Origin of the sequence: Methanosarcina sp. Kolksee, from assembly GCF_000969945.1 — an archaeon.
GTDB lineage: Archaea > Halobacteriota > Methanosarcinia > Methanosarcinales > Methanosarcinaceae > Methanosarcina > Methanosarcina vacuolata.
The window spans coordinates 3,272,212-3,290,948 of the sequence record NZ_CP009524.1 but is presented as its reverse complement, the minus strand read 5'-3'; the positions used below and the strand labels follow the sequence as shown (position 1 = coordinate 3,290,948).

General features: G+C 38.7%; 19 protein-coding genes. 10 read left to right on the top strand and 9 right to left on the bottom strand.

The annotated features are described in order from the left end of the window. Positions 1-373 precede the first annotated feature (373 nt). The 6 genes from MSKOL_RS13595 to MSKOL_RS13570 form a co-directional block, all read right to left on the bottom strand. Positions 374-760, bottom strand: coding sequence for a DUF2769 domain-containing protein (locus MSKOL_RS13595; protein WP_048121748.1), 387 nt, complete (start codon positions 758-760; stop codon positions 374-376). A 534-nt stretch (positions 761-1,294) separates the two neighbouring features. After that, a complete protein-coding gene (locus MSKOL_RS13590; protein ID WP_048157090.1) occupies positions 1,295-1,765 on the bottom strand; it encodes a rhodanese-like domain-containing protein in 471 nt (156 codons plus the stop codon). A gap of 883 nt (positions 1,766-2,648) precedes the next feature. Further along, a complete protein-coding gene (locus MSKOL_RS13585) occupies positions 2,649-2,963 on the bottom strand; it encodes a hypothetical protein (protein ID WP_156151099.1) in 315 nt (104 codons plus the stop codon). A 478-nt stretch (positions 2,964-3,441) separates the two neighbouring features. Beyond that, positions 3,442-4,314, bottom strand: coding sequence for an ion transporter (locus MSKOL_RS13580; RefSeq protein ID WP_197078770.1), 873 nt, complete (start codon positions 4,312-4,314; stop codon positions 3,442-3,444). Positions 4,315-4,701: 387 nt separating this feature from the next. Further along, positions 4,702-5,793, bottom strand: coding sequence for a hypothetical protein (locus MSKOL_RS13575; RefSeq protein WP_048121742.1), 1,092 nt, complete (start codon positions 5,791-5,793; stop codon positions 4,702-4,704). A gap of 342 nt (positions 5,794-6,135) precedes the next feature. Continuing rightward, complete coding sequence (locus MSKOL_RS13570; protein WP_052725502.1) at positions 6,136-6,837, bottom strand: isoprenylcysteine carboxylmethyltransferase family protein; 702 nt, start codon at positions 6,835-6,837, stop codon at positions 6,136-6,138. 216 nt (positions 6,838-7,053) lie between these two features. Between MSKOL_RS13570 and MSKOL_RS13565 the strand changes: the two genes are divergently transcribed. Continuing rightward, positions 7,054-7,464 (top strand): PaaI family thioesterase, encoded by a 411-nt coding sequence (locus MSKOL_RS13565; RefSeq protein WP_048121740.1) that lies wholly within the window; start codon positions 7,054-7,056, stop codon positions 7,462-7,464. A 218-nt stretch (positions 7,465-7,682) separates the two neighbouring features. On the opposite strand, the gene MSKOL_RS13560 is transcribed toward MSKOL_RS13565, so the two are convergent. Next, a complete protein-coding gene (locus MSKOL_RS13560; RefSeq protein ID WP_048121738.1) occupies positions 7,683-8,009 on the bottom strand; it encodes a DUF6951 family protein in 327 nt (108 codons plus the stop codon). A 573-nt stretch (positions 8,010-8,582) separates the two neighbouring features. On the opposite strand from MSKOL_RS13560, the gene MSKOL_RS13555 reads away from it, so the two are divergent. The 4 genes from MSKOL_RS13555 to MSKOL_RS13540 all read left to right on the top strand — a co-directional run bounded on the left by MSKOL_RS13555 (position 8,583) and on the right by MSKOL_RS13540 (position 11,824). After that, the gene (locus tag MSKOL_RS13555; RefSeq protein WP_048157087.1) at positions 8,583-8,960 is read left to right on the top strand and encodes a 30S ribosomal protein S8e; all 378 of its coding nucleotides are present in this window, start codon (positions 8,583-8,585) and stop codon (positions 8,958-8,960) included. A gap of 70 nt (positions 8,961-9,030) precedes the next feature. Further along, positions 9,031-9,522 carry an Lrp/AsnC family transcriptional regulator gene (locus MSKOL_RS13550; protein ID WP_048157085.1) on the top strand — a complete coding sequence of 164 codons (492 nt, stop codon included), beginning with the start codon at positions 9,031-9,033 and terminating at the stop codon, positions 9,520-9,522. An 80-nt stretch (positions 9,523-9,602) separates the two neighbouring features. Continuing rightward, positions 9,603-10,784 (top strand): aminotransferase class I/II-fold pyridoxal phosphate-dependent enzyme, encoded by a 1,182-nt coding sequence (locus tag MSKOL_RS13545; RefSeq protein ID WP_048157068.1) that lies wholly within the window; start codon positions 9,603-9,605, stop codon positions 10,782-10,784. Positions 10,785-11,140: 356 nt separating this feature from the next. Beyond that, positions 11,141-11,824, top strand: a complete 684-nt coding sequence (locus MSKOL_RS13540; protein WP_048121730.1) for a DUF5591 domain-containing protein — start codon at positions 11,141-11,143, stop codon at positions 11,822-11,824. Positions 11,825-11,853: 29 nt separating this feature from the next. Here MSKOL_RS13540 and MSKOL_RS20385 read toward each other — a convergent pair whose 3' ends face one another. Beyond that, on the bottom strand, positions 11,854-12,051 hold the full coding sequence (locus MSKOL_RS20385; RefSeq protein ID WP_156151098.1) for a hypothetical protein: 198 nt from the start codon (positions 12,049-12,051) through the stop codon (positions 11,854-11,856). Between the two features lie 182 nt (positions 12,052-12,233). Continuing rightward, positions 12,234-13,328, bottom strand: coding sequence for a hypothetical protein (locus MSKOL_RS13530; RefSeq protein WP_048158371.1), 1,095 nt, complete (start codon positions 13,326-13,328; stop codon positions 12,234-12,236). Positions 13,329-13,850: 522 nt separating this feature from the next. On the opposite strand from MSKOL_RS13530, the gene MSKOL_RS13525 reads away from it, so the two are divergent. From MSKOL_RS13525 to MSKOL_RS20380, 5 genes are all read left to right on the top strand, one after another. Then, entirely contained in the window at positions 13,851-15,020 is a 1,170-nt protein-coding gene (locus MSKOL_RS13525; protein ID WP_048157066.1) for a hypothetical protein, read from the top strand. Between the two features lie 5 nt (positions 15,021-15,025). Beyond that, positions 15,026-16,195 carry an ABC transporter permease gene (locus tag MSKOL_RS13520; RefSeq protein ID WP_048157063.1) on the top strand — a complete coding sequence of 390 codons (1,170 nt, stop codon included), beginning with the start codon at positions 15,026-15,028 and terminating at the stop codon, positions 16,193-16,195. Positions 16,196-16,359: 164 nt separating this feature from the next. Beyond that, positions 16,360-17,529, top strand: a complete 1,170-nt coding sequence (locus MSKOL_RS13515) for an ABC transporter permease (RefSeq protein ID WP_048157061.1) — start codon at positions 16,360-16,362, stop codon at positions 17,527-17,529. A gap of 322 nt (positions 17,530-17,851) precedes the next feature. Beyond that, the gene (locus MSKOL_RS13510; protein WP_048121719.1) at positions 17,852-18,535 is read left to right on the top strand and encodes an ABC transporter ATP-binding protein; all 684 of its coding nucleotides are present in this window, start codon (positions 17,852-17,854) and stop codon (positions 18,533-18,535) included. Next, on the top strand, positions 18,513-18,737 hold the full coding sequence (locus MSKOL_RS20380; protein ID WP_156151097.1) for a hypothetical protein: 225 nt from the start codon (positions 18,513-18,515) through the stop codon (positions 18,735-18,737). Before MSKOL_RS13510 ends, MSKOL_RS20380 begins: the two co-directional genes overlap by 23 nt.

Here is an 18,737-nt window from a genome sequence, read left to right as displayed (position 1 = left end):
TTATACTCGTCAGCTCCAAAATTTTGCAACTGTTCAATAACAATATTTATTAAAAGATATAGTATTTTCGGTTCTAGGCCAAATTCTCATAAATCCAGGAAACTGCTTTCATGGCATCTAAAACTAAGAAAAACTAATGAAATAAAGTGAGATTTAAAGTGAAATTTAGAGTGAACAAAAAGTGGAATTTAGAATGAACAAAAAGTGAAATTTAGAATGAACAAAAAGTGAGATTTAAAGTGAAATTTAGAGTGAACAAAAAATGAAATTTAAAGTGAAATTTAAATACACTGACTAAATATTAAATTAAAGAGTCAATACGAGATTGAAAAGTAAAAATTAATTATGTTGAGCATATGGAATAAATGAATGATCAGGTTGCTCTTCCATGTTGACAGAAATGATTATTTGGATTTGCATTTTTGAGATCATATTCCTTCCAGACTTCACATGAACTGCAGATGCATTGTCTATCAAAATCAAGATCCTGACATGTGGCAGGACCTTCCGAGCAATAAACTCCCGGAACTTTCTCGGGATCCGGAACCTCACCTGCAGGCGCATTCTTCAATGCCTGTTTTACACTCTGACCTTCACTCTGCGCACATCGACTATTAGCCTGAACCGGACACTGCGAGCATCTACACCTGTTAATATTTTCTTTTACATAAGGAACCACAAACTCCGTTCCTCTTTCAAAAGTTACATTCCTGTCTCGCGGTGTTATGTTCTTCTCTTCGGTTGGTGCATCTCTTCCCATATTCTATTACCCCCAAACTTAATACTCAAATTGGTTTTTATTCCCCAAGTAATTATAGAACCAGTTTTAGAATTTTTAGTTCATTATAAATTTAGAGGTCTGGAGAATAAAAGCCTTTTCAGTTACAGAACGAGTATAGAGTAATCACAGAGCGAGTATGTAGTAGTGATCTTAAGAGACTACTGCATTTAAGGTTATTTCGTTTCAGGTTATTTCGTTTCAGGTTATTTCGTTTCAGGTTATTTCGTTTCAGGTTATTTCGTTTCAGGTTATTTCGTTTCAAGTTATTTTGTTTTAGGTTATTTCGTTTGAGGCTATTTCGTTTGAGGCTATTTCGTTTCAGGTTATTTCGTTTGAAGTCACTGCAATTGAAAGAAAACAGGTTTCAATTGAAATATATTGGAAAAGCAGGACGATAATTAGAATTGTTGATTGCACTGAGAAGCGAAAAAGTAAAAATCGGAGGGTTGTGGACGGTAAAACCGTTTCCTTCTCTGAGGTAGTAGGTGATACAGATTAATAGACTATGTGATCTCAATTATGGGAGTCTTCAGCCTCCTTATCTTCCGAACTGACAACCGGATACCCTGCATTAATCCAGGCATTAATACCTCCTACCATACTATAAACCTGTGAATATCCTGCGTTTACAAGCATTATACCTGCGGTATCACTTCTGCGTCCTGTTCTGCAGTAAACCAGTATTTTCTTCTGAGGAACTTCATCTATACGAGCCTTGAGCAGCCTATCCGAACTCAAATTTGATCCAAAGGCATTGCTTACCGGAATCAAGGTCGCTCCTTTGATATGAGATGAGTTAAACTCATCAGGCGTTCGAACGTCAAGTACGAATACGTCGCCTTTCTCAATCATCTCTTTTGCTTCCTGTACACTTGCGTTCTCAAGCCCTGAGGTGTTTTCCTTTCTCTGTTCCGAAAAGATTAAAAGTGCTACCAGAAGCAGAAAAATAAGAGCACCAAAATGCATCAAATTTCCTTTATTCAATCAAACTCCTCCAGCGCTGTATATTTGAGACTTTGAAAAGTTAATGGATACATTTATTTCTTTGTCATATGCACACAGTTTCTATGAACTACTTGTTTCTATAAAAATTACTTTCCAGATACAACTCTATTTCTTAAATAAACTAAGCCAATTATAAACTAATCCAATTTTCACTTTATATTTTTTTTTATTTTTATTGGTGATCTCCAGTCTAGCAGTTTATCGAGTAAACCCCGAATCAAAAAATATAGCACTAAAGGATGAGCTAAATTTGGTCAAAAAAATTAATTGAGAGTTAAGAGATAAATCCTGTATAAATTAAATCAGTAACAGGAAAAATGTAACACTAACCATCAGTTACAAAGTAGAAGTTAGCAGTTTGAGTCTCAGGAATTTATCCTTAATCAAGCTATACCTAAAAGTTAGAAATTGTCCCTAGAAGTTAGAAATTATCCCTAAAAGTTAGAAATTGTCCCCAGAAGTTAGAAATTATCCCTAAAAGTTAGAAATCCGAAAAATTAGAAATCCGATAAGTTTCAAAAAAATACAACAGATTCGTACGATTATGAAATTTATGAAATATAAAACGAGACTCATTCGTAAATGCATTTCGACGACTGCCATCCAGTGTAGGGAAAGAAACTACGCAGTTTAACTAAAGAACCAGTCGCATGAGAATTCAAACTGTCTAATCCATAATTATGTGATAGAGGTACGTGCTTACACCACTACTTAAACGCATAATTTCTGTTAAGAGTACTCCCCATAGAAACTCTAAACTTGAACTATTGAGGACTTAATGGTCCCTGCAGCCTGATGTAAGACATTACGAATGAGTGATAATTTGTTTCATACTTATATCATGAAAGCCTGGTTAATTTCACTAGCAATCAAACCAATCGTCGCTTAATCCATAGAAGCAATCATTTCCGAAGAAGTAATTGGATTCGAAGAAGCTACCTCCAAAGAAGGCTTCGAAGTCAAAGTCACAGTCACATTTATCCTTTTTACAGCATTTATCTTTGTGACCGCATTTATCTTTGTGACCGCATTTATCTTTGCATCCCCAGTCACTGCATTTATCCTTGTCGCAGTTGCAATCATTTTTCCAGTAGCCTGCACTGGCTGACCCAGCTGTAAGAGATGCTACAAAAAAGACCAGCACTAACACACTTATTGTCTTCCTAAGTATTCTCATTTGTACACACTCCTTCAATTTGATACGACTAAGCTGTCGGTGTTTCAACCAGTTTTATCGGTAGATACAGCACTTAAGTATAATTTTATCACTTAGTTATTGACGTTATTCTGAAAGACATATTACTGACAGATTTTGATCTCATTTGATGTGCCGAAAAAATTTGCCGATTAAAATTATCCCAAGTTGCCCCAACAAATAGTACGTACCAACAGGAGATTATACTCAAAGAATATAATAGATATAGAAATATAAATAAGAAACCATTGTTAATTAATAGAATATATTTAATAATATACTATTTACAGCTTGTTTTATACAATTTTATTTTGTATAGCTTATTCTTTTGAGTTGCAATCTTTTTTGTTAAAAGACTTATTTCAAAACCTAATATATACTTAGTTCAAAGAGCGTTTATGCTGGCTCCGCAATTTGAAATTGCCCTGTCAATTTAAGGAATTAAATTAAAAAACGAATTTTAGGCTATGCAATAATCTGCAAATTTTATAGGTTTTTGCCTGATAAATAATAGCTCAGGAATTCGGAAAATAGATAAGAACCAGTAGCAAAAAAGATTGAGAACTTTTGCAAATCTACTTTTTTCCCTTTCTGAAAACCTGTTAATTTTACTGGAAAGGCGCTGTACTTTGCTGCGCAGTTCTTCAATCTCTTTTGAGAACGACTTTTCACTTCCGACAAGAAGGCTTGCAAGGGCCGCAGTTACATAGACGAAAATGTAAAAAGCATAAGCAGATAATAGAAAGGCCAGTATCTTTCCTTCAATGGTTTTTGGCCAGTAATTGCTTCCTGCTGTAATCATAATCATTGCCGTCCACCAGAGAGCATCCGGATAAGAAGTAAAACCTTGCCGCTCAAAATCATACATCCCCGCGGCTCCAAGTAGAGTTATCAAAGTCGTAAGCAGCAGGATATATCCCAAACCCCGCTGCTCTATTATCTGCCGGGCTGTTCTTAAACTCCGATAAAAAGAAGAGAGAACACTGGCCAGATGAAGAGATCTGACATGGCTTGCAAACCTGACCATTTTGAGTCCGCTAAATAGCCTAAGAATTCTCAATGCAGGCAAAAACAGGGAAAGAGCGACAAGCCAGTTTTCCTTTAAATAATCCTTCATTTTCGGGGAAACTACCAGTTCGACAAAAAAATCAATTATAAATATTCCCCAGATAAAAAAACTTAATGTTTGCAATGTAGATGAAAGACCAGACACTAAGTCGATAATAATAAGAATCAGCCATAAAATTGACAGTGACGTGAGAGGAAAATCAAAAAGAGAATCAATCTGGGAAAGTAATTCCATTCGTTCTTCTTTTAATTGCTCTTTATCCATGTGTTTACTCTCATCAATGTATATGATCACATGCAGATTAGTGTACTTCCATTGTAAAAAAGAACTATAATTATAATAAGTATTCTTAGGGCATTCATAGACTTATTGATAAATCTATTTTAGCCTGGAAGTTTGTTTGACGCCCGAATCTCCAGTAAGAGCAGAAATAGATTGGAAGGATGATTTTGGAGATCAGGCAAACATGTCAAGTAGATAATGAACGATAAAAACTAGAAAAATAAAGGAGGAAAGAACTGTAAGTACTATATGTTTGCAGTACTTCCTGAGTAGGATTTTCTAATCAAGCTGACAGGTAATCCTTTCCTTATTCATGCTTCATTACACGAACATTTTACTGATCAATAGCTATTCAACCCAATTTTTCGGTCATGCCCCCATGTTCTTAATCGTAGTCGTGTTTCCAGTAATGTTGCATGTAACGGTTCTGGTTATTATTTGAGTCATGTCATCCATATTTCGGATCATAATCTTTTTTCCGGTTACACCCATTTTTCCGTGCATTCTGGTCATGTTTCCCATTTCTCCGGCCATTCCAGTCATGTCCATATCCTCGAGTACAACTGTGCTTGCGTCCATTCCTCTCAGATAATCCATTTTTTCGGCCATTCCTGGCATAGTATCCATTTTTTCGACCATTGAGGTCATGTTATTCATATCTTTAAATATAATCATGCCTCCGGTCATGTTACACGTCATGGGTCTGGTTATGTTTTCCATTTTTCCGGTTATGTTATCCATTTTTTCGGCCATTCCGGGAATACTAAATATTTTTCCGGCCACTTCTTCCATACTGCCCATGTTTCTGATTATAATCATTTTTCCAGTTAGATCACATGTTATGGTTCCAGTCATATCTCCAGCCGCGAGCACATTCATGTTTTCCATTCTTCCGGTCATGTTCTCCATTCTTGTGGCCATTCCGGTCATGTTTTCCATATCTGTGGTCATATTGCATGTTACAGTCCCAGTCATGGTTCCGACCTTGACTATGGTCATGTTTTGCAGAGTTTCTGATATTCCGGACATGTTCTCCATTCTTGCGGCCATTACACCTTTATCCATTTTTCCGAAAATAACCACTTTTCCGGGCAGATTCTCCATTTTGCCGATTATAAGCGCTTTTTCGGTCATATTTCCAACATCTTTGACTATGACTACCTTTCCGACTATATTAGATGTCATGGGTCTGGTCATGTTCCCAATTTTGGTCATGTTCCCAATTTTGGTCATGTTCCCAATTTTGGTCATGTTCCCCATTTCTCCGCTTATATTATCCATACCGACTATAGCCGCGTTTCCGGTCATGTTGCAGGTAATGGTTTCATCTATATTTCCGGCCAGGATCGCACTCATATTGTTCATATTTCCGGCCATGTCTGTGTCAGTCTGCGCTTGCACAGACACAATGGACAATGTCAGGCATAAAGCTAACAGAGAAACGATTAATTTCATTTTCATTCTTAACCCCCGTATACGAGCTCGACCAGCAGGTCGATTATATATGTTATTATATATGTCAAATTAAATAAAACATAATTTAATATAAATCCAGTAAATAATAAACGGCCCGCTTATAAATAATTAATCTCTATCAACTATACAGATTAGTCTGGTTTTAAGGGTCAGATGGCGTTTTAAAAGTAGTTCTCTGTCACATATCCATAGAGCTCATCCCAAAAATCAAAGCTGTAGTTCTGAATCTTATTTTCTGAATAATTATCGGGCACATGGTCATGAAAATAGTTATGAAACTATTCTAGTTGAAAATAAAGTCGAGAATAAAAGTGATTCTTTTATTCCTCACCAGATAAACGGCACAAGCCGATACCTTACCTTCTTTGTGTATTCTCTATATTCTGGAAGCTCTTCGTAGAGCATCCTGTCTTCGAAGTATGTGCGGAAAACAAAAGCAACAGCAAGTAACAGTGCAGGGATCAGACCGTAAAGAGAACCAATGACTAACGGAGCACAGCCGTAATACAGTATCATGCCGGCATAGCCCGGGTGCCGGATGATAGCATAAGGCCCTGTGATAACAGCCCTATGTTTTCTTTCCTTTTGGATGCGGACTGTAGTTTCAAAAAATTTGTTTTCGACCATTGCCCACGTTACAAAACCCCAGCCCACTATGAAAATTACCACGCCGACAGATAGAAACTCCATCCCAAGGCTTGAAAGCTGGAACCTTCCCACATCAAGTCCGCACACAATAAACATTATGAAAAGAAATATGATATAAAGCACTGCAAATAGCTTATCCCACCACTTCATTTCTCCCCATCTCATTTCACTCCGTGCTCTTATGATCTCAGGATTGAATTTGAGGAAAATAACCATGTTAAAGAGCACCGAGATGAAATAAAGGCTAAAGAAAAACCATGCTCTGGGCAGATCAATCATACCGGCAGAAAGAAAAAACGCTACCATAAACAAGAATAGGCCTGCAATAACCTGTACAGCCCTTTTGACAACTGCCTTCCAGAATAATGCATTTTTTTCCACCACTTCAATCCCAGGTGAAATTAGTTTTAGTGTTCAAAAAGATTTTGATAGTTGCATTAGGGGCTCGGCAGGAATAATAACTTCTAAAAATGAACTTCTAAAAATTAACTTCTAAAAATGGTAGATTCAGAAGTAAGTTTACATTCAGAAGAATAACTTTAATTAAAAATAAGCAGAATAGAGCACGACTTTACTGACAATAACTGGAGTTATTACATGAAAAATATTAAAGACTTTCTTAAGAATGACAATTTTGCTGCAATTTCAGGAATCGAAATTTTAGAAGCCTCTCCAGGATATGCGAAAGCTCGCATGAATATAGAGGAAAAGCACCTTAATGCCTTGAAAACCGTTCAGGGAGGTGCAATATTTACCCTTGCAGATCTCACTTTTGCTGCAGCGTCAAATGCTTACGGCAATGTTGCTGTTGCTATCAATGCAAATATTTCTTTTGTAAAAGCCGCAACAGGCAAGACTCTCACAGCGGAAGCAAAAGAAACCTCAATAAACCCCAAAATTTCAACATATACTGTAAATATAACTGATGATAAAGGAGATCTTGTAGCAATATTCCATGGTATGGGCTACAGGAAAAAGATTTCACTTGATGAGCTTTCCAGCATTTGAATCCAGATGAGTTTATCTCCAGGACTTACGCACTGAAGTACAGAATCAAGCACTTTAGGCGTTGTGACTTGTTTAGTGGTTTAGACAGTTGAGGGTTTGATGCTATTGATTTCTCAGTTCAGCCGCGTAAGTCCCAATCTCAACAAATCAGCAGGGTACTAATAATGCGATCCAAGACTGACCAAAGGAAATTTAGGGGTTTTTGGAGTACGGAAAATTCACTCCAATTTATCAAAAATAATCTCCATTTTTCCCATTTCTCGGGCGAGATTCTTTGAAATCATGCCATTTTCGAGCCAGCAAGCGTTCATTACTGCTGCCGGGACAAGACAGGTAGGTGTAAGGGGCGCTTTAGCTGATTTCTGGCTAAGAATATTTTCGGGACCTCCCATAAGGTCTTTCATTTCCATATCAAAATGCGTGCCCCATTTTCGAAGTTTTTTACATGTAGATTTAATATGTATGTGAGTGCTCTTTCCCTCTTTAGTGGCAATTATCTTTGTCGTATGTCCGCATATTGTATTCAATGAAATCTCTGTAACCATTGTTATCTCTCCTCGTTATTTCCTGGAACGTCGGGTCCTTTTTCAGCATTAAACTTTAAATAGAAAATTAATATTTTAACTTTAACCTGCAAACAGATTCATTCACCTTGGATTCATTCACCTTGGATTCATTCACTTTAGATTTATTTGCCAGATTCATTCACCTTATTTTTATATAATTTTTAGCATATGCCTTTTTTCTTCGCCTGCACTTGTGAACTTACTATCATATTTTTATTTACAACTCTCTAAATCTAATCTCCTTTTACAGATACAGGCAGGGTGTAAAATTGAGTTTGATTCTGGCTGGCTGATCGCAAAGTTCTTATACGATTCTATTTGTATTGATTAGTCCATAGCAAATATGCTAGTTAGGTACTCCTGCTAATAAATTAATATATAATCAGAGCATAAGCGATAATTATACTTATACCTGACACGATCACCAGACCAGGATAATCAGGATTACAGTATATTTACAATCGGAAAGTACAGAATTACAATAGCAAAATACATAAATAATCATTAAAGATATGCATTGATCATAATTTCAATACACAATGAGGTTTTAATATGAGATGGCAAGGTAGCTCCAGAAGAAAAGTGACCGGTGGGAAAGTTATTGCTGCCCGCGGAAAGCGCAAGTTTGAAATGGGCCGTGAGTCTGCAGAAACTCGTATAAGTGAAATAAAGAGGAAAAACGTTCACACTATGGGAGGCAACAGGAAGGTAAGACTTCTTCAGTGCGATATTGCAAACATAACCAATCCCAAAGACGGAAAAACCACTTCTGCTCCCATTGAGACAGTTATCGATAACGTTGCAAACAAACACTATATCAGGCGTAACATTCTGACAAAAGGTTCAGTAATAAGGACTCCTCTTGGAACTGCTAAAGTTACAAGCAGACCAGGGCAAGACGGAGTTGTAAATGCTGTATTAATTGAATAAATAAAATATGATTTATCCCCGAGACAAGGATTATTTGTCAAATTCCCATAATTTTGTGCCGGTGACCAACATGAATGAAAAGATTCGACATATACTGGAAATTCTTGAGAATGATGCACGAGCGAGTCCAGAGGAAATAGCATCCCTTACAGATATGTCTGCAGAGGAGGTTTCCCAGGCAATTGCAAAACTTGAAGACACGGGAGTTATCCGGCACTACAAAACCATAGTTGATTGGGATCTGGTCGGGGAGAACTACGTTTATGCCGTTATTGAGCTGAAGGTTACTCTCGAGCGCAATCAGGGCTATCAGGCAATTGCAGAAAGAATCTACAAGTTTCCGGAAGTCAGGTCAGTCAGGCTCCTATCTGGAAACTACGACATATCCCTTACTGTCCGGGGAAAATCGATGAAGGACGTGGCCTTTTTCGTAGCAGAGAAAATTGCAACCCTTGATCAGGTACAGAGCACTTCAACCCACTTCGTACTGAAAACGTATAAAGAAGATGGGGTCATTCTTCATGAACCTGAAACGATTCAAAGGCTACCAGTATCATCCTGATACGAGCCGGTTCAGAACCTGATATCCCTATCCGATTTTATGTTTCATAATACATATATACTTTTTAAAGGGTGTTTTGCTTGAGACCTTCATGTGATTCTTCTAAGTTTGTTGCCGACGTTGTGAAAGAAATTCCTCCGTCGGGAATACGCCGTTTTTTTGATCTGGTTTCCGGACTTGAGGATGTAATCTCCCTTGGTGTAGGAGAGCCTGACTTCATTACTCCGTGGCATATCCGTGAGATGTGTATTCATTCTCTGGAAAAAGGGCAAACTTCATATACCTCAAACTACGGGCTTCCTGAGCTCAGGGACGAACTTACCAGAACTTATTACAGGCGTTATGGTCTGGATTATGACCCTTCATCTGAGATACTCATCACCACAGGTGTGAGTGAAGCTCTGGATATAGCAGTAAGGACAGTGGTCAACCCTGGCGATGAAGTAATTATCGTCCAGCCCTCCTATGTGGCATATGTACCTTCTGTTGTTCTTGCAGGAGGTAAGCCGGTTATCGTTTCCACCCACAGGGATGATGAGTTTAGCCTGACTGCAGAAGCCCTCAAACCTGCAATCACGGACAAGACAAAAGCAATAATTCTCAACTTCCCTAGCAACCCTACAGGAGCGATCATGACACAGGAAGGCCTCGAGGATATTGCCGACCTTGTTGTGGAGAATGATCTGTTTGTTATCTCGGACGAAGTTTACGAGTGCCTTACCTATGAAGGCAAGCATGTTCCGTTATCTTCCCTTGATGGCATGAAAGAGCGGACTGTGATGCTTAATGGGTTTTCCAAGGCTTATGCAATGACAGGGCTAAGGCTTGGTTTTGCAATGGGTTCTCCAGAGATTATCCATTCAATGATGATGATCCATCAGTACTCCATGCTCTGTGCTCCTATAACGGCTCAAATTGGAGCAATTGAAGCACTCCGTCACGGTAAAGATGAAATGGGGCGGATGATCCGAGAATATGACCGACGCAGGCATTTTATTGTCAGAGGATTTAACAGGATAGGGCTTGAATGCTGCAACCCTAAAGGGGCATTTTACGCCTTCCCTTATATCGGAAACACCGGGCTCTCTTCTTCAACATTCGCAGAGCGCCTTCTGGACGAAAAGAAAGTTGTGACAATTCCGGGAGATGTTTTTGGTGGGGCTGGTGAAGGCTTTCTGCGCTGCTCCTATGCCGCATCCATAAATGACATTAGAAAAGCGTTAGATAGAATGGAAGACTTTGTGGACGGGTTAAAGCAGTAAACTCAGAAAGTGATCTCCAGTCACTTTTCAAAATTTTCATCAAATCTTTTTTTATTCGGGTCTCTTTATTAACCTGTTCTTCATTATTTGCTTTATTGCTTAAAGTTCGATAGAACTTTGTTTTTTTTGCTTATTTGTTCACATTTGCTTATTTTTAATAACGTTTGTGTATTTTTAACAATATTTGCTCATTTTCAAGTATCGATGACAACTTCTGTTTATTATTCATTACTTTTGATTACTATACTAACGTCCAATTCAATTTTTGAGGACATTTCCAAAGCTCATAAAACCCTGAAACTGCCGAAGTTAGTTAACTATATATATAATTTCCAGGCTCAATTAGCTTGACGTTTATGAAACCCATTATTCCTGAAGATGAGCGTTCTAAAGAACCTCTTGACACTGATAGGGTAATTTATCACCCGGATATGATAAGGGCTAACGAATGGGTCCTGAACGAATATGAGGCTCCGTATAGGGAACTATGTATTTTTGTTCCCTGTGCCAAAAGGAAACCCTATCACGAAAGTCCCTCTCACAAAAAATTCGATCGAATAATCTTTGGGATTGCAAAACCTGAGGATGTACATATAGTAACCTTCGGAACCTGTGGAATTACCCCCAGGGAACTTGATACGCAGTACCCTTTCATGCATTACACATTTATGATGGGCAAATGTAACGTGACGAAAATCAAACGAGATTTTATAAAAATGGAAAGCGAAAGACTTGCCGCTTATCTTGAAAAGACAAGGGAAAATTACAAACACAGAATAGCTTACTGTATCGGAGACTTTCGGACTGCAATGGAAAAAGCCGTAGAAATGGTTGACATAGAAGTTGACATCGTGCCAAGAGAATCAACTATCCAGAAAATGATCCAGCCAGATAAGCCTTTTATTTATAACAGCCTCTCCTCAAAAGAGTATCTTCAGGACTTTTCAGACGCAATTACAGATGCTCTTAAGCTCCCAAAGAGAAAAGTAGGACTTAAAGAAGATCTATCAGTTGATGATGCTGATTGGTACCTCCTTTAAAATGAAATCTCTGTTTTTCTCTTTCTTTTTTAATTTATATGCGTCATAATATTTTTTGACTGTATCTCTTTTTTGTATCTAAGAAAAACATCTTCAAGTGCCAGATTTATATTTAATACAAGCAAGATTTTTCCAGCTTTTCCAGACCTTGTTGAACGTAGTAATGGCGATTTTATTTTCATCATATTGTTTATAGGAGGTGTATTCCTTTTCTTCACATCGGTCATCGGTTAAGGAATTTTCTTGCCAGAAAGCATTGATGTTGCATTCGAAACCAGCCTGCTGAGCGTCCTTCTTAAAAAAAGAAAGCCAAGGAAAGAGAATTAAAATGAGAAATGGGGAAAAGAAAAGGATGTTAATATTCCTGGGTCGAGCGTGACAATACAGGACAGGATTCAAACTGAAGACATTAGAGCCATTTGATTTCATCGTCCTCATTTGAAGCTTTTTTTCTTGATACCCCTTTCCTTTTACCTTTTTTGCTTGAACGGGCTTTTTCCTCTGGTTTCTCAGCGGGTTCTTCAATGTATTTTATAAGAGAGTCGAGGTTCTGTTTTATTTCATATTTATAACTTTTTGGAAGGTCGCCGTAATTTTCAACAGCTTTCAAAGTTTCCTCAAAATAGAACTTTGCAAGGGTCGGATCATTTTCAATGTAGACGGTCCCCATAATAAAATGCAGAGGGAAAAAGTTTTCGTATTTTTCATTGAATTTTTGGTAAAATTCCTGAATTTTTTCAAAACCATCCTTTTCCATAAGTTCCAGGACATAGGATTGAACAAGGTTAACATAATCCGGGCCATTTTCCAGTAAGAAATCAAATTTCTCATCGTCCTCCATTAAAAAGAAACCGGTTTCAAGATCTTCTGCCGTCCTGTCATTTTCAAAAATTTCGTCTGGCCCCAGTACTTCCAATAAGCCTTCATCTTCAAAAAGATCTTCCTCATCAAAGAAATCATCGGTCATTTCTCTTTTCATGAGGAGCATATCAACCTGAGCTCCGGATACGCCCATTTTACTTGCAAATTTTTTGAATTGACTTTCGTATTTTTTCTCTTCATCCTCTGAAAAAAAGCCAAGCACATACGTAATCCACTTTATATAGGCCTGTTTGTCCTTTAGCCAGGACCTGTTGTCAATGACCCACAAAACGTAGTCAAGGACAAGGGTAAATTCATGGTCGGTAAGTGGGCTTTCCTCAAGAGGTTCAACCAGGCTATCTGCAATTTTCTTTTCAAGAGGCCTTTCAAAAAAACTAATTGGCTTGTTGCGGTTTAGCTTGATATTCTTCAATGCCTTTATAACATCTTTGTCCGTTACTTTCCGGTTTTCGTTGTGGTAATATTCAGCAATTGAAAACTCGATTTCACTCAGATATTCGCTGTACTCGTATTCATTCGTGTAAATGCTTTTCAGTTCCTTTATCTCCGGAGTATCCGGCACGAGAAACTCGGACAGGGATAATTCATCTTCACCAATTTTGCGGTCTTCATCATGATCCATATGACTGCTATCTGTTTGGGGATTTATAACAGTTTCCATGTGTTTTCAGAACTGAGAAGTTATGAATTTCGCCTTATTGTCCGTTTGACGCTTGTCTTTTTGTTCTGAACACATTTTTTAGCAGGTATATGAAATAGTCTAAGTGAATATTGTTCATTAATTGTAAGCAAATTTATATATACGATAACTAACAATTGTTAGATAACACATGTTATTTAATGAGATTCTATCTGCCATCTAAAAAAAATGATGAAAAAACAAGACGTATCGAAACTTTTCGAAAATATATGAAACACAGTTCAGTGTTTGCACGGAAGTGTCCGGTATTGTTTCGTGAACTGGCAATGCAGAAAATCCATACGTGACTTAGCATGAAACCATTCAGGGTGCTGTGATTGAATCACTGACTGAAGAATAATGTGCTGTATTCATGGAATCTTAGTAAACTTGTGCGCAGCTCAAAAAATAGTAAAAAGTCTTTCAGATTAAAACAATGTTTTGTTATCGAATCGGGGTAAAATCATGAAATCAATACTTATCGTACTTGCTTTGCTTCTTTTATCGGCCTTCCAGGTCTCTGCAGCAAATGCCACACAGACCAATGGAACAGGTCCAGCCCGCATAGTCGAACTCTACAGCGATCTCGAGTCCTTTGATGTAACACTCTACTCAGCCCAGCCGGAAAAGAACCTGACCCTTGAGACATCCCTTATCAGGCCGGGAAGAGGGAGTGAAGAAGCTATTTCTACACAGGAATTTTTAACTGGCAGTTTTCCTGCGAATACAAGAGTCACGAAAGTTGGCTTCTGGGATGTAAGGAATCCCGAACGCGGAGCTTATACTCTGAGAGCAAGGCTTATGGAACAGGGACAGGTACTCTCAGAATCTAAGTATGAATTTGTTTACGGCAGCAACTCAGCTTCCAGACTTCAGGTAGATGATCTTGTCCCTAACTCCGAAGGAATCTCTGTTGTGCTCTCTCCAAATCAGGCTTCACTTTTTGATATCGAATATATGCTTGTAAACGGGCACGACGTAATCTATGAAACAAAAACCGAAAAGGTATCCTTGACAAGTGTTCCTGAAGCCTTTTCTGCATCCTGGGGTACTCTTCTTGAGAATAATAATGAATATGCCGGAAGAGTAAAGGTCCATGTTTACTCTCCAGACCAGGGGTTTATAGTTTCAACAGAGCGTTTCACTGCCAGAGACAATGCTGAGATTACTGACATCTACGAAGACGAGACAGGGGCAAGTGCAACGGTTTTAGGGCGTTCCCAGGTACCTTTTGAAGGAAATCTGGTTTTTTCAGCATACAAACTGAACGCAAATTCTGAAAAAGGAAATGACGATCTTATTGAGTCTGTCCAGCAAAGAGTTCCAGTGTTGCTGAATAACGATGACGAAACCGTTGAGGTTGCCTGGAAAGAAAGGCTCACTAAAGGAGTTTACAGGCTTAAGATTGAACTTATCGGTAACGACGGAGATGTTATAGAACGCAAGGAAACCATTATTGAGTCTGATCTTTCGCTTATAAATGAAAGTAAGACAGTTCCTGATACAGGAAATGAAACCTCAGACAAAAATGATGGGAATGGTATCACTGGCTCTTCTGTTATTGCAGGAACTACAGGGCTTGCTATGGTTTTTGCCTTTTTTAAAATACATAATAAAAAATCAAAAAGGCCGTGAACCCCATGAGTTATGAACTTTTAATTGCTCTTAGACAGATCAGGGCAAGAAAATTCCAGACCCTACTTTCGGTAGGAGCAATAGCTCTAGCCGTAATGATACTTACAATTTCTCATTCCATTATGGTAGGTGTTACAGAGGATTTTCATAACACATCGGTGGACAAAATTCCTCATGTCCTGGTCTCTCCAGAAGAAGGTGAGGATTACATCTACCTCTACGATACTTTGATAGAAAGGATTAGCTCAATTGAAGGAATTACTGCAGTTTCTCCTTTCCTTACAGGGCAGGCTTCTTTGAAATTCAAGGACAATTCCCTTAATTCTGAGCTTAGAGGTGTAATCCCTTCACAGGAGAATGAAATTGGATCTATCGAAGAAGATATGGTTGAGGGAAGTTTCCAGGAACTGGAATTCTCGAGAAATACAGTGGTTATAGGTTCAAAACTGGAGGAAAAACTTGAGGTTAATCTGGGGGACTCTATAGATGTGTCTTTTCCAAATGCGAATCCTCTCTCTCTCAGAGTTGTGGGGATCTTTCATACCGGGTCTTCTCTTGACGAGTCCCTGACATATACTTCCCTGGATACTGCCCAGCAATTCTATGATGCCTCGAATGTGGTTAATGGGGTTTCTCTCCGTCTCAGTGATTTTAACCGGGATAGGGAAGTCGCAAACGAGATCAAAAAGTTTGGTTATAATGCAGAGGGCTGGACAGAGACATACTCTGCAATCCTCCGCACCCTTGCTATCGAAAGCACAACAGACAACATCATATACGGGCTTGTTGTTGTCATAGCCTCCTTTGGCGTGGTCAGTACACTTAATCTTTCGGTTATCAGTGCAACGAGTCAGATAGGTATGCTTCGCGCTATGGGCGCATCGGTCTCAAGCATCCAGAGAATTTTTGTCTTCCAGAGCGGGATTCTAGGTCTTCTGGGCGCTCTTTTCGGCACTTTTGCAGGAGTCCTTATAGCCTTGGCAATAGGACAGTATGAGATCCAGCCAGATCCATCCGATGTTTACGGAAATATTTCCTTTATCCCTGTTGCCGTGCACCTTCTGGATACTTTATTCATCATTTTTGCCGTATTTCTACTTAACCTGATTACAGGAGTTTATCCTGCACGGCATGCGGCAAAAGTGGACCCTATAAAAGCTATCACTTCAAGGTGAGTGCAGCGTAATGCAATTTCACAGCCCGTTTCATAATTAATTGTAAAGGTGAAAATGCAAGTATCCAGTTGGCTAAAAATCTTATTCAATATAATATTTTAAAAGTTATACAATTACAGTTCCTAAAAACTCTGATACATATTCATATCCAGGAGTTTATTCAGATGTATGAATTGAAAATCGCTTTGAGGCAGGTATTATCCAGAAAAAAGCAGGCCCTTTTTTCTATACTTGCCGTTGCCCTTGCAGTTGCCGTAATCACATTAATGATGGCGTTGCTTTCTGGCTTTCAAGGAGAGCTTATAAAGTCCAGTATTGAGGACAATCCACATATTGTTATCAACCCTCAGGATGAAAAAGAGGAGTTTATTCACCTCTACAAATACAACTCGGCCCTGATCTCCGAAAAAGAGGGAGTTATAGCTGCATCCCCCAAATATATTGGCCAGGTGGCGCTTAAATACAGAGACAATGCCGAAGGGGTTTCTCTTCAGGGAGTTGACCCAATGGCTGAAGAGGGTGTTATGAGGGTAAGTGAGGATGTTGCGGAAGGTGACTTCACGGCCCTTATTCATACAAGATACGGGATTCTACTCGGGGATCAACTTGCAAAAAACCTTGAAGTCAATGTGGGAGACCGGGTTGATGCTATTTTTCCGGGCTCAAAAACAACTTCTTTCAAGGTCATAGGCCTTTTTCATACTGGAACTTCTGCAGACGAGGTAACAGCCTATGCAAGGCTCGATTCGGCGCAGGATTTTTTCAATGAACCGGGAGTTGTAAGCAACATAGGAGTCAGAGTAGCAGACCCTTTCCAGGCAGACGCCATTGCATCTTCGATTGAAGGAGAAACCGGGCTTGACGCTGTAAGCTGGAGTGAAGCAAACTCTGAAATCCTCAGCTTCTTAGATATCCAAAAGGTATCTGTAAATATTTTCTATTTCCTGATTTACGCAATTGCAGGCTTTGGAATTGCAAACACTCTGATCACCGTCGTTGCTCAGAGAACCAGGGAAATAGGTATCCTGAAAGCTATGGGAACTTCGAGAAAGAGTATTATGGCTATCTTTCTTTTCCAATCCACGATCATTGGGGTAATAGGCCTGATGTTCGGTACAATTCTTGGTTATATTTCGATAATTGCACTCCATAACTATGAAATAGAAGTCCCTCCGGAGACGTATTTCGGGCTTCAGACCCTTCCTATTGAAATTGAACCGTTCAATTTCGTGTATGCGGCTTTCTTTGCTTTTATTGTCAACATTTTCTCAGGAATCTATCCTGCGCGGAAGGCTGCAAAACTTGACCCTGTAAAAGCCATTGAAAGTGCCTGAATATAAATTACTCGCATTTCACATGGGTGAAATAAACTGTAAAAGGGGTGATAAACTGTAATAAGAGTGAAATAAACCGTAATAGGAGTGAAATAAACTGTAATATTTGACTTTCGCTTGTAATTTCGTTGTGTTTTATCCCGAAATTTTGTATATTGACTTAAATTTTGTATATTGACTTAAATTTTGTATATTGACTTAAATTTTGTATATTGACTTAAATTTTGTAAAACTCACTCAGTTGAACTGGAAAATAGCATACACAGCAGATTAAACACTTACTGCCTAAATCATTATAATTTAAGTGAGGAGATGAATAAGTATGACAGAAGAAAGCCCAATTATCGAGCTTAAAGACCTGACAAAGACCTATAAAAACGGAGTGGAGTTTAATGCCCTTGATAATGTGAACCTGAAAATTGAGAGAGGAGAATTCGTTGCAATTGTCGGACCATCGGGTTCAGGCAAAAGTACACTCATGCACCTGATAGGCCTGCTGGACACCCCTAGTTCAGGTACTCTCCTGATAGACAGAAACGATGTAACAAAAATGTCGGATAAAGAACGTTCTGAGATAAGGAACAGGACACTTGGCTTTGTTTTCCAGTATCATCACCTGCTCCCTGATTTCACAGCCCTGGAAAACGTAATGATGCCACTTTTGATTTCTGGGAAAAAGAGGAAAGAAGCAAAGGAAATTGCCGAAAAACTTCTGAAAGAAGTCGGGCTTGAAGAGAGAATGGATCACAAACCTAATGAACTTTCAGGAGGACAGAACCAGAGGGTTGCAATAGCAAGAGCGTTGAGCTGTTTTCCTGCAATCGTGCTCGGGGATGAACCTACAGGTAACCTTGATACAAAAACGGGCGACATGATCTATGAACTTCTCAGGCAGCTGAACAGGGAGTATAATCAGACATTTATCGTAGTTACTCATAGCGAAAGCCTGGCTTCAAAAGCTGATAAAATTATCAGGCTTGTAGATGGAAAAATTACAGTTCAGTAATTATAGTTCAGTAAGGAGAAAAATAAAGAATGCAAAAGGAAGACTTATGGACATTTCAGGCATTCCAGCCGCGTGGAAACTTTACTCTGCCTACTTCATACAGACAAGCTACTTGCCGCATCCAGTCCTGGGTATTTGGCGGGAGTCTACTGAAAAACTTGTACTCGCTATATACATCAATCCGGTGATACCCCACCTATAA

Coding starts and splice junctions, on each gene's coding strand:
- MSKOL_RS13595 (WP_048121748.1), bottom strand. CDS start 760: ATGGGAAGAGATGCACCAACCGAAGAGAAGAACATAACACCGCGAGAC.
- MSKOL_RS13585 (WP_156151099.1), bottom strand. CDS start 2,963: ATGAGAATACTTAGGAAGACAATAAGTGTGTTAGTGCTGGTCTTTTTT.
- MSKOL_RS13580 (WP_197078770.1), bottom strand. CDS start 4,314: ATGGATAAAGAGCAATTAAAAGAAGAACGAATGGAATTACTTTCCCAG.
- MSKOL_RS13575 (WP_048121742.1), bottom strand. CDS start 5,793: ATGAAAATGAAATTAATCGTTTCTCTGTTAGCTTTATGCCTGACATTG.
- MSKOL_RS13565 (WP_048121740.1), top strand. CDS start 7,054: ATGAAAAATATTAAAGACTTTCTTAAGAATGACAATTTTGCTGCAATT.
- MSKOL_RS13560 (WP_048121738.1), bottom strand. CDS start 8,009: ATGGTTACAGAGATTTCATTGAATACAATATGCGGACATACGACAAAG.
- MSKOL_RS13555 (WP_048157087.1), top strand. CDS start 8,583: ATGAGATGGCAAGGTAGCTCCAGAAGAAAAGTGACCGGTGGGAAAGTT.
- MSKOL_RS13550 (WP_048157085.1), top strand. CDS start 9,031: ATGAATGAAAAGATTCGACATATACTGGAAATTCTTGAGAATGATGCA.
- MSKOL_RS13540 (WP_048121730.1), top strand. CDS start 11,141: ATGAAACCCATTATTCCTGAAGATGAGCGTTCTAAAGAACCTCTTGAC.
- MSKOL_RS20385 (WP_156151098.1), bottom strand. CDS start 12,051: ATGACCGATGTGAAGAAAAGGAATACACCTCCTATAAACAATATGATG.
- MSKOL_RS13530 (WP_048158371.1), bottom strand. CDS start 13,328: ATGGATCATGATGAAGACCGCAAAATTGGTGAAGATGAATTATCCCTG.
- MSKOL_RS13525 (WP_048157066.1), top strand. CDS start 13,851: ATGAAATCAATACTTATCGTACTTGCTTTGCTTCTTTTATCGGCCTTC.
- MSKOL_RS13520 (WP_048157063.1), top strand. CDS start 15,026: ATGAGTTATGAACTTTTAATTGCTCTTAGACAGATCAGGGCAAGAAAA.
- MSKOL_RS13515 (WP_048157061.1), top strand. CDS start 16,360: ATGTATGAATTGAAAATCGCTTTGAGGCAGGTATTATCCAGAAAAAAG.
- MSKOL_RS13510 (WP_048121719.1), top strand. CDS start 17,852: ATGACAGAAGAAAGCCCAATTATCGAGCTTAAAGACCTGACAAAGACC.
- MSKOL_RS20380 (WP_156151097.1), top strand. CDS start 18,513: ATGGAAAAATTACAGTTCAGTAATTATAGTTCAGTAAGGAGAAAAATA.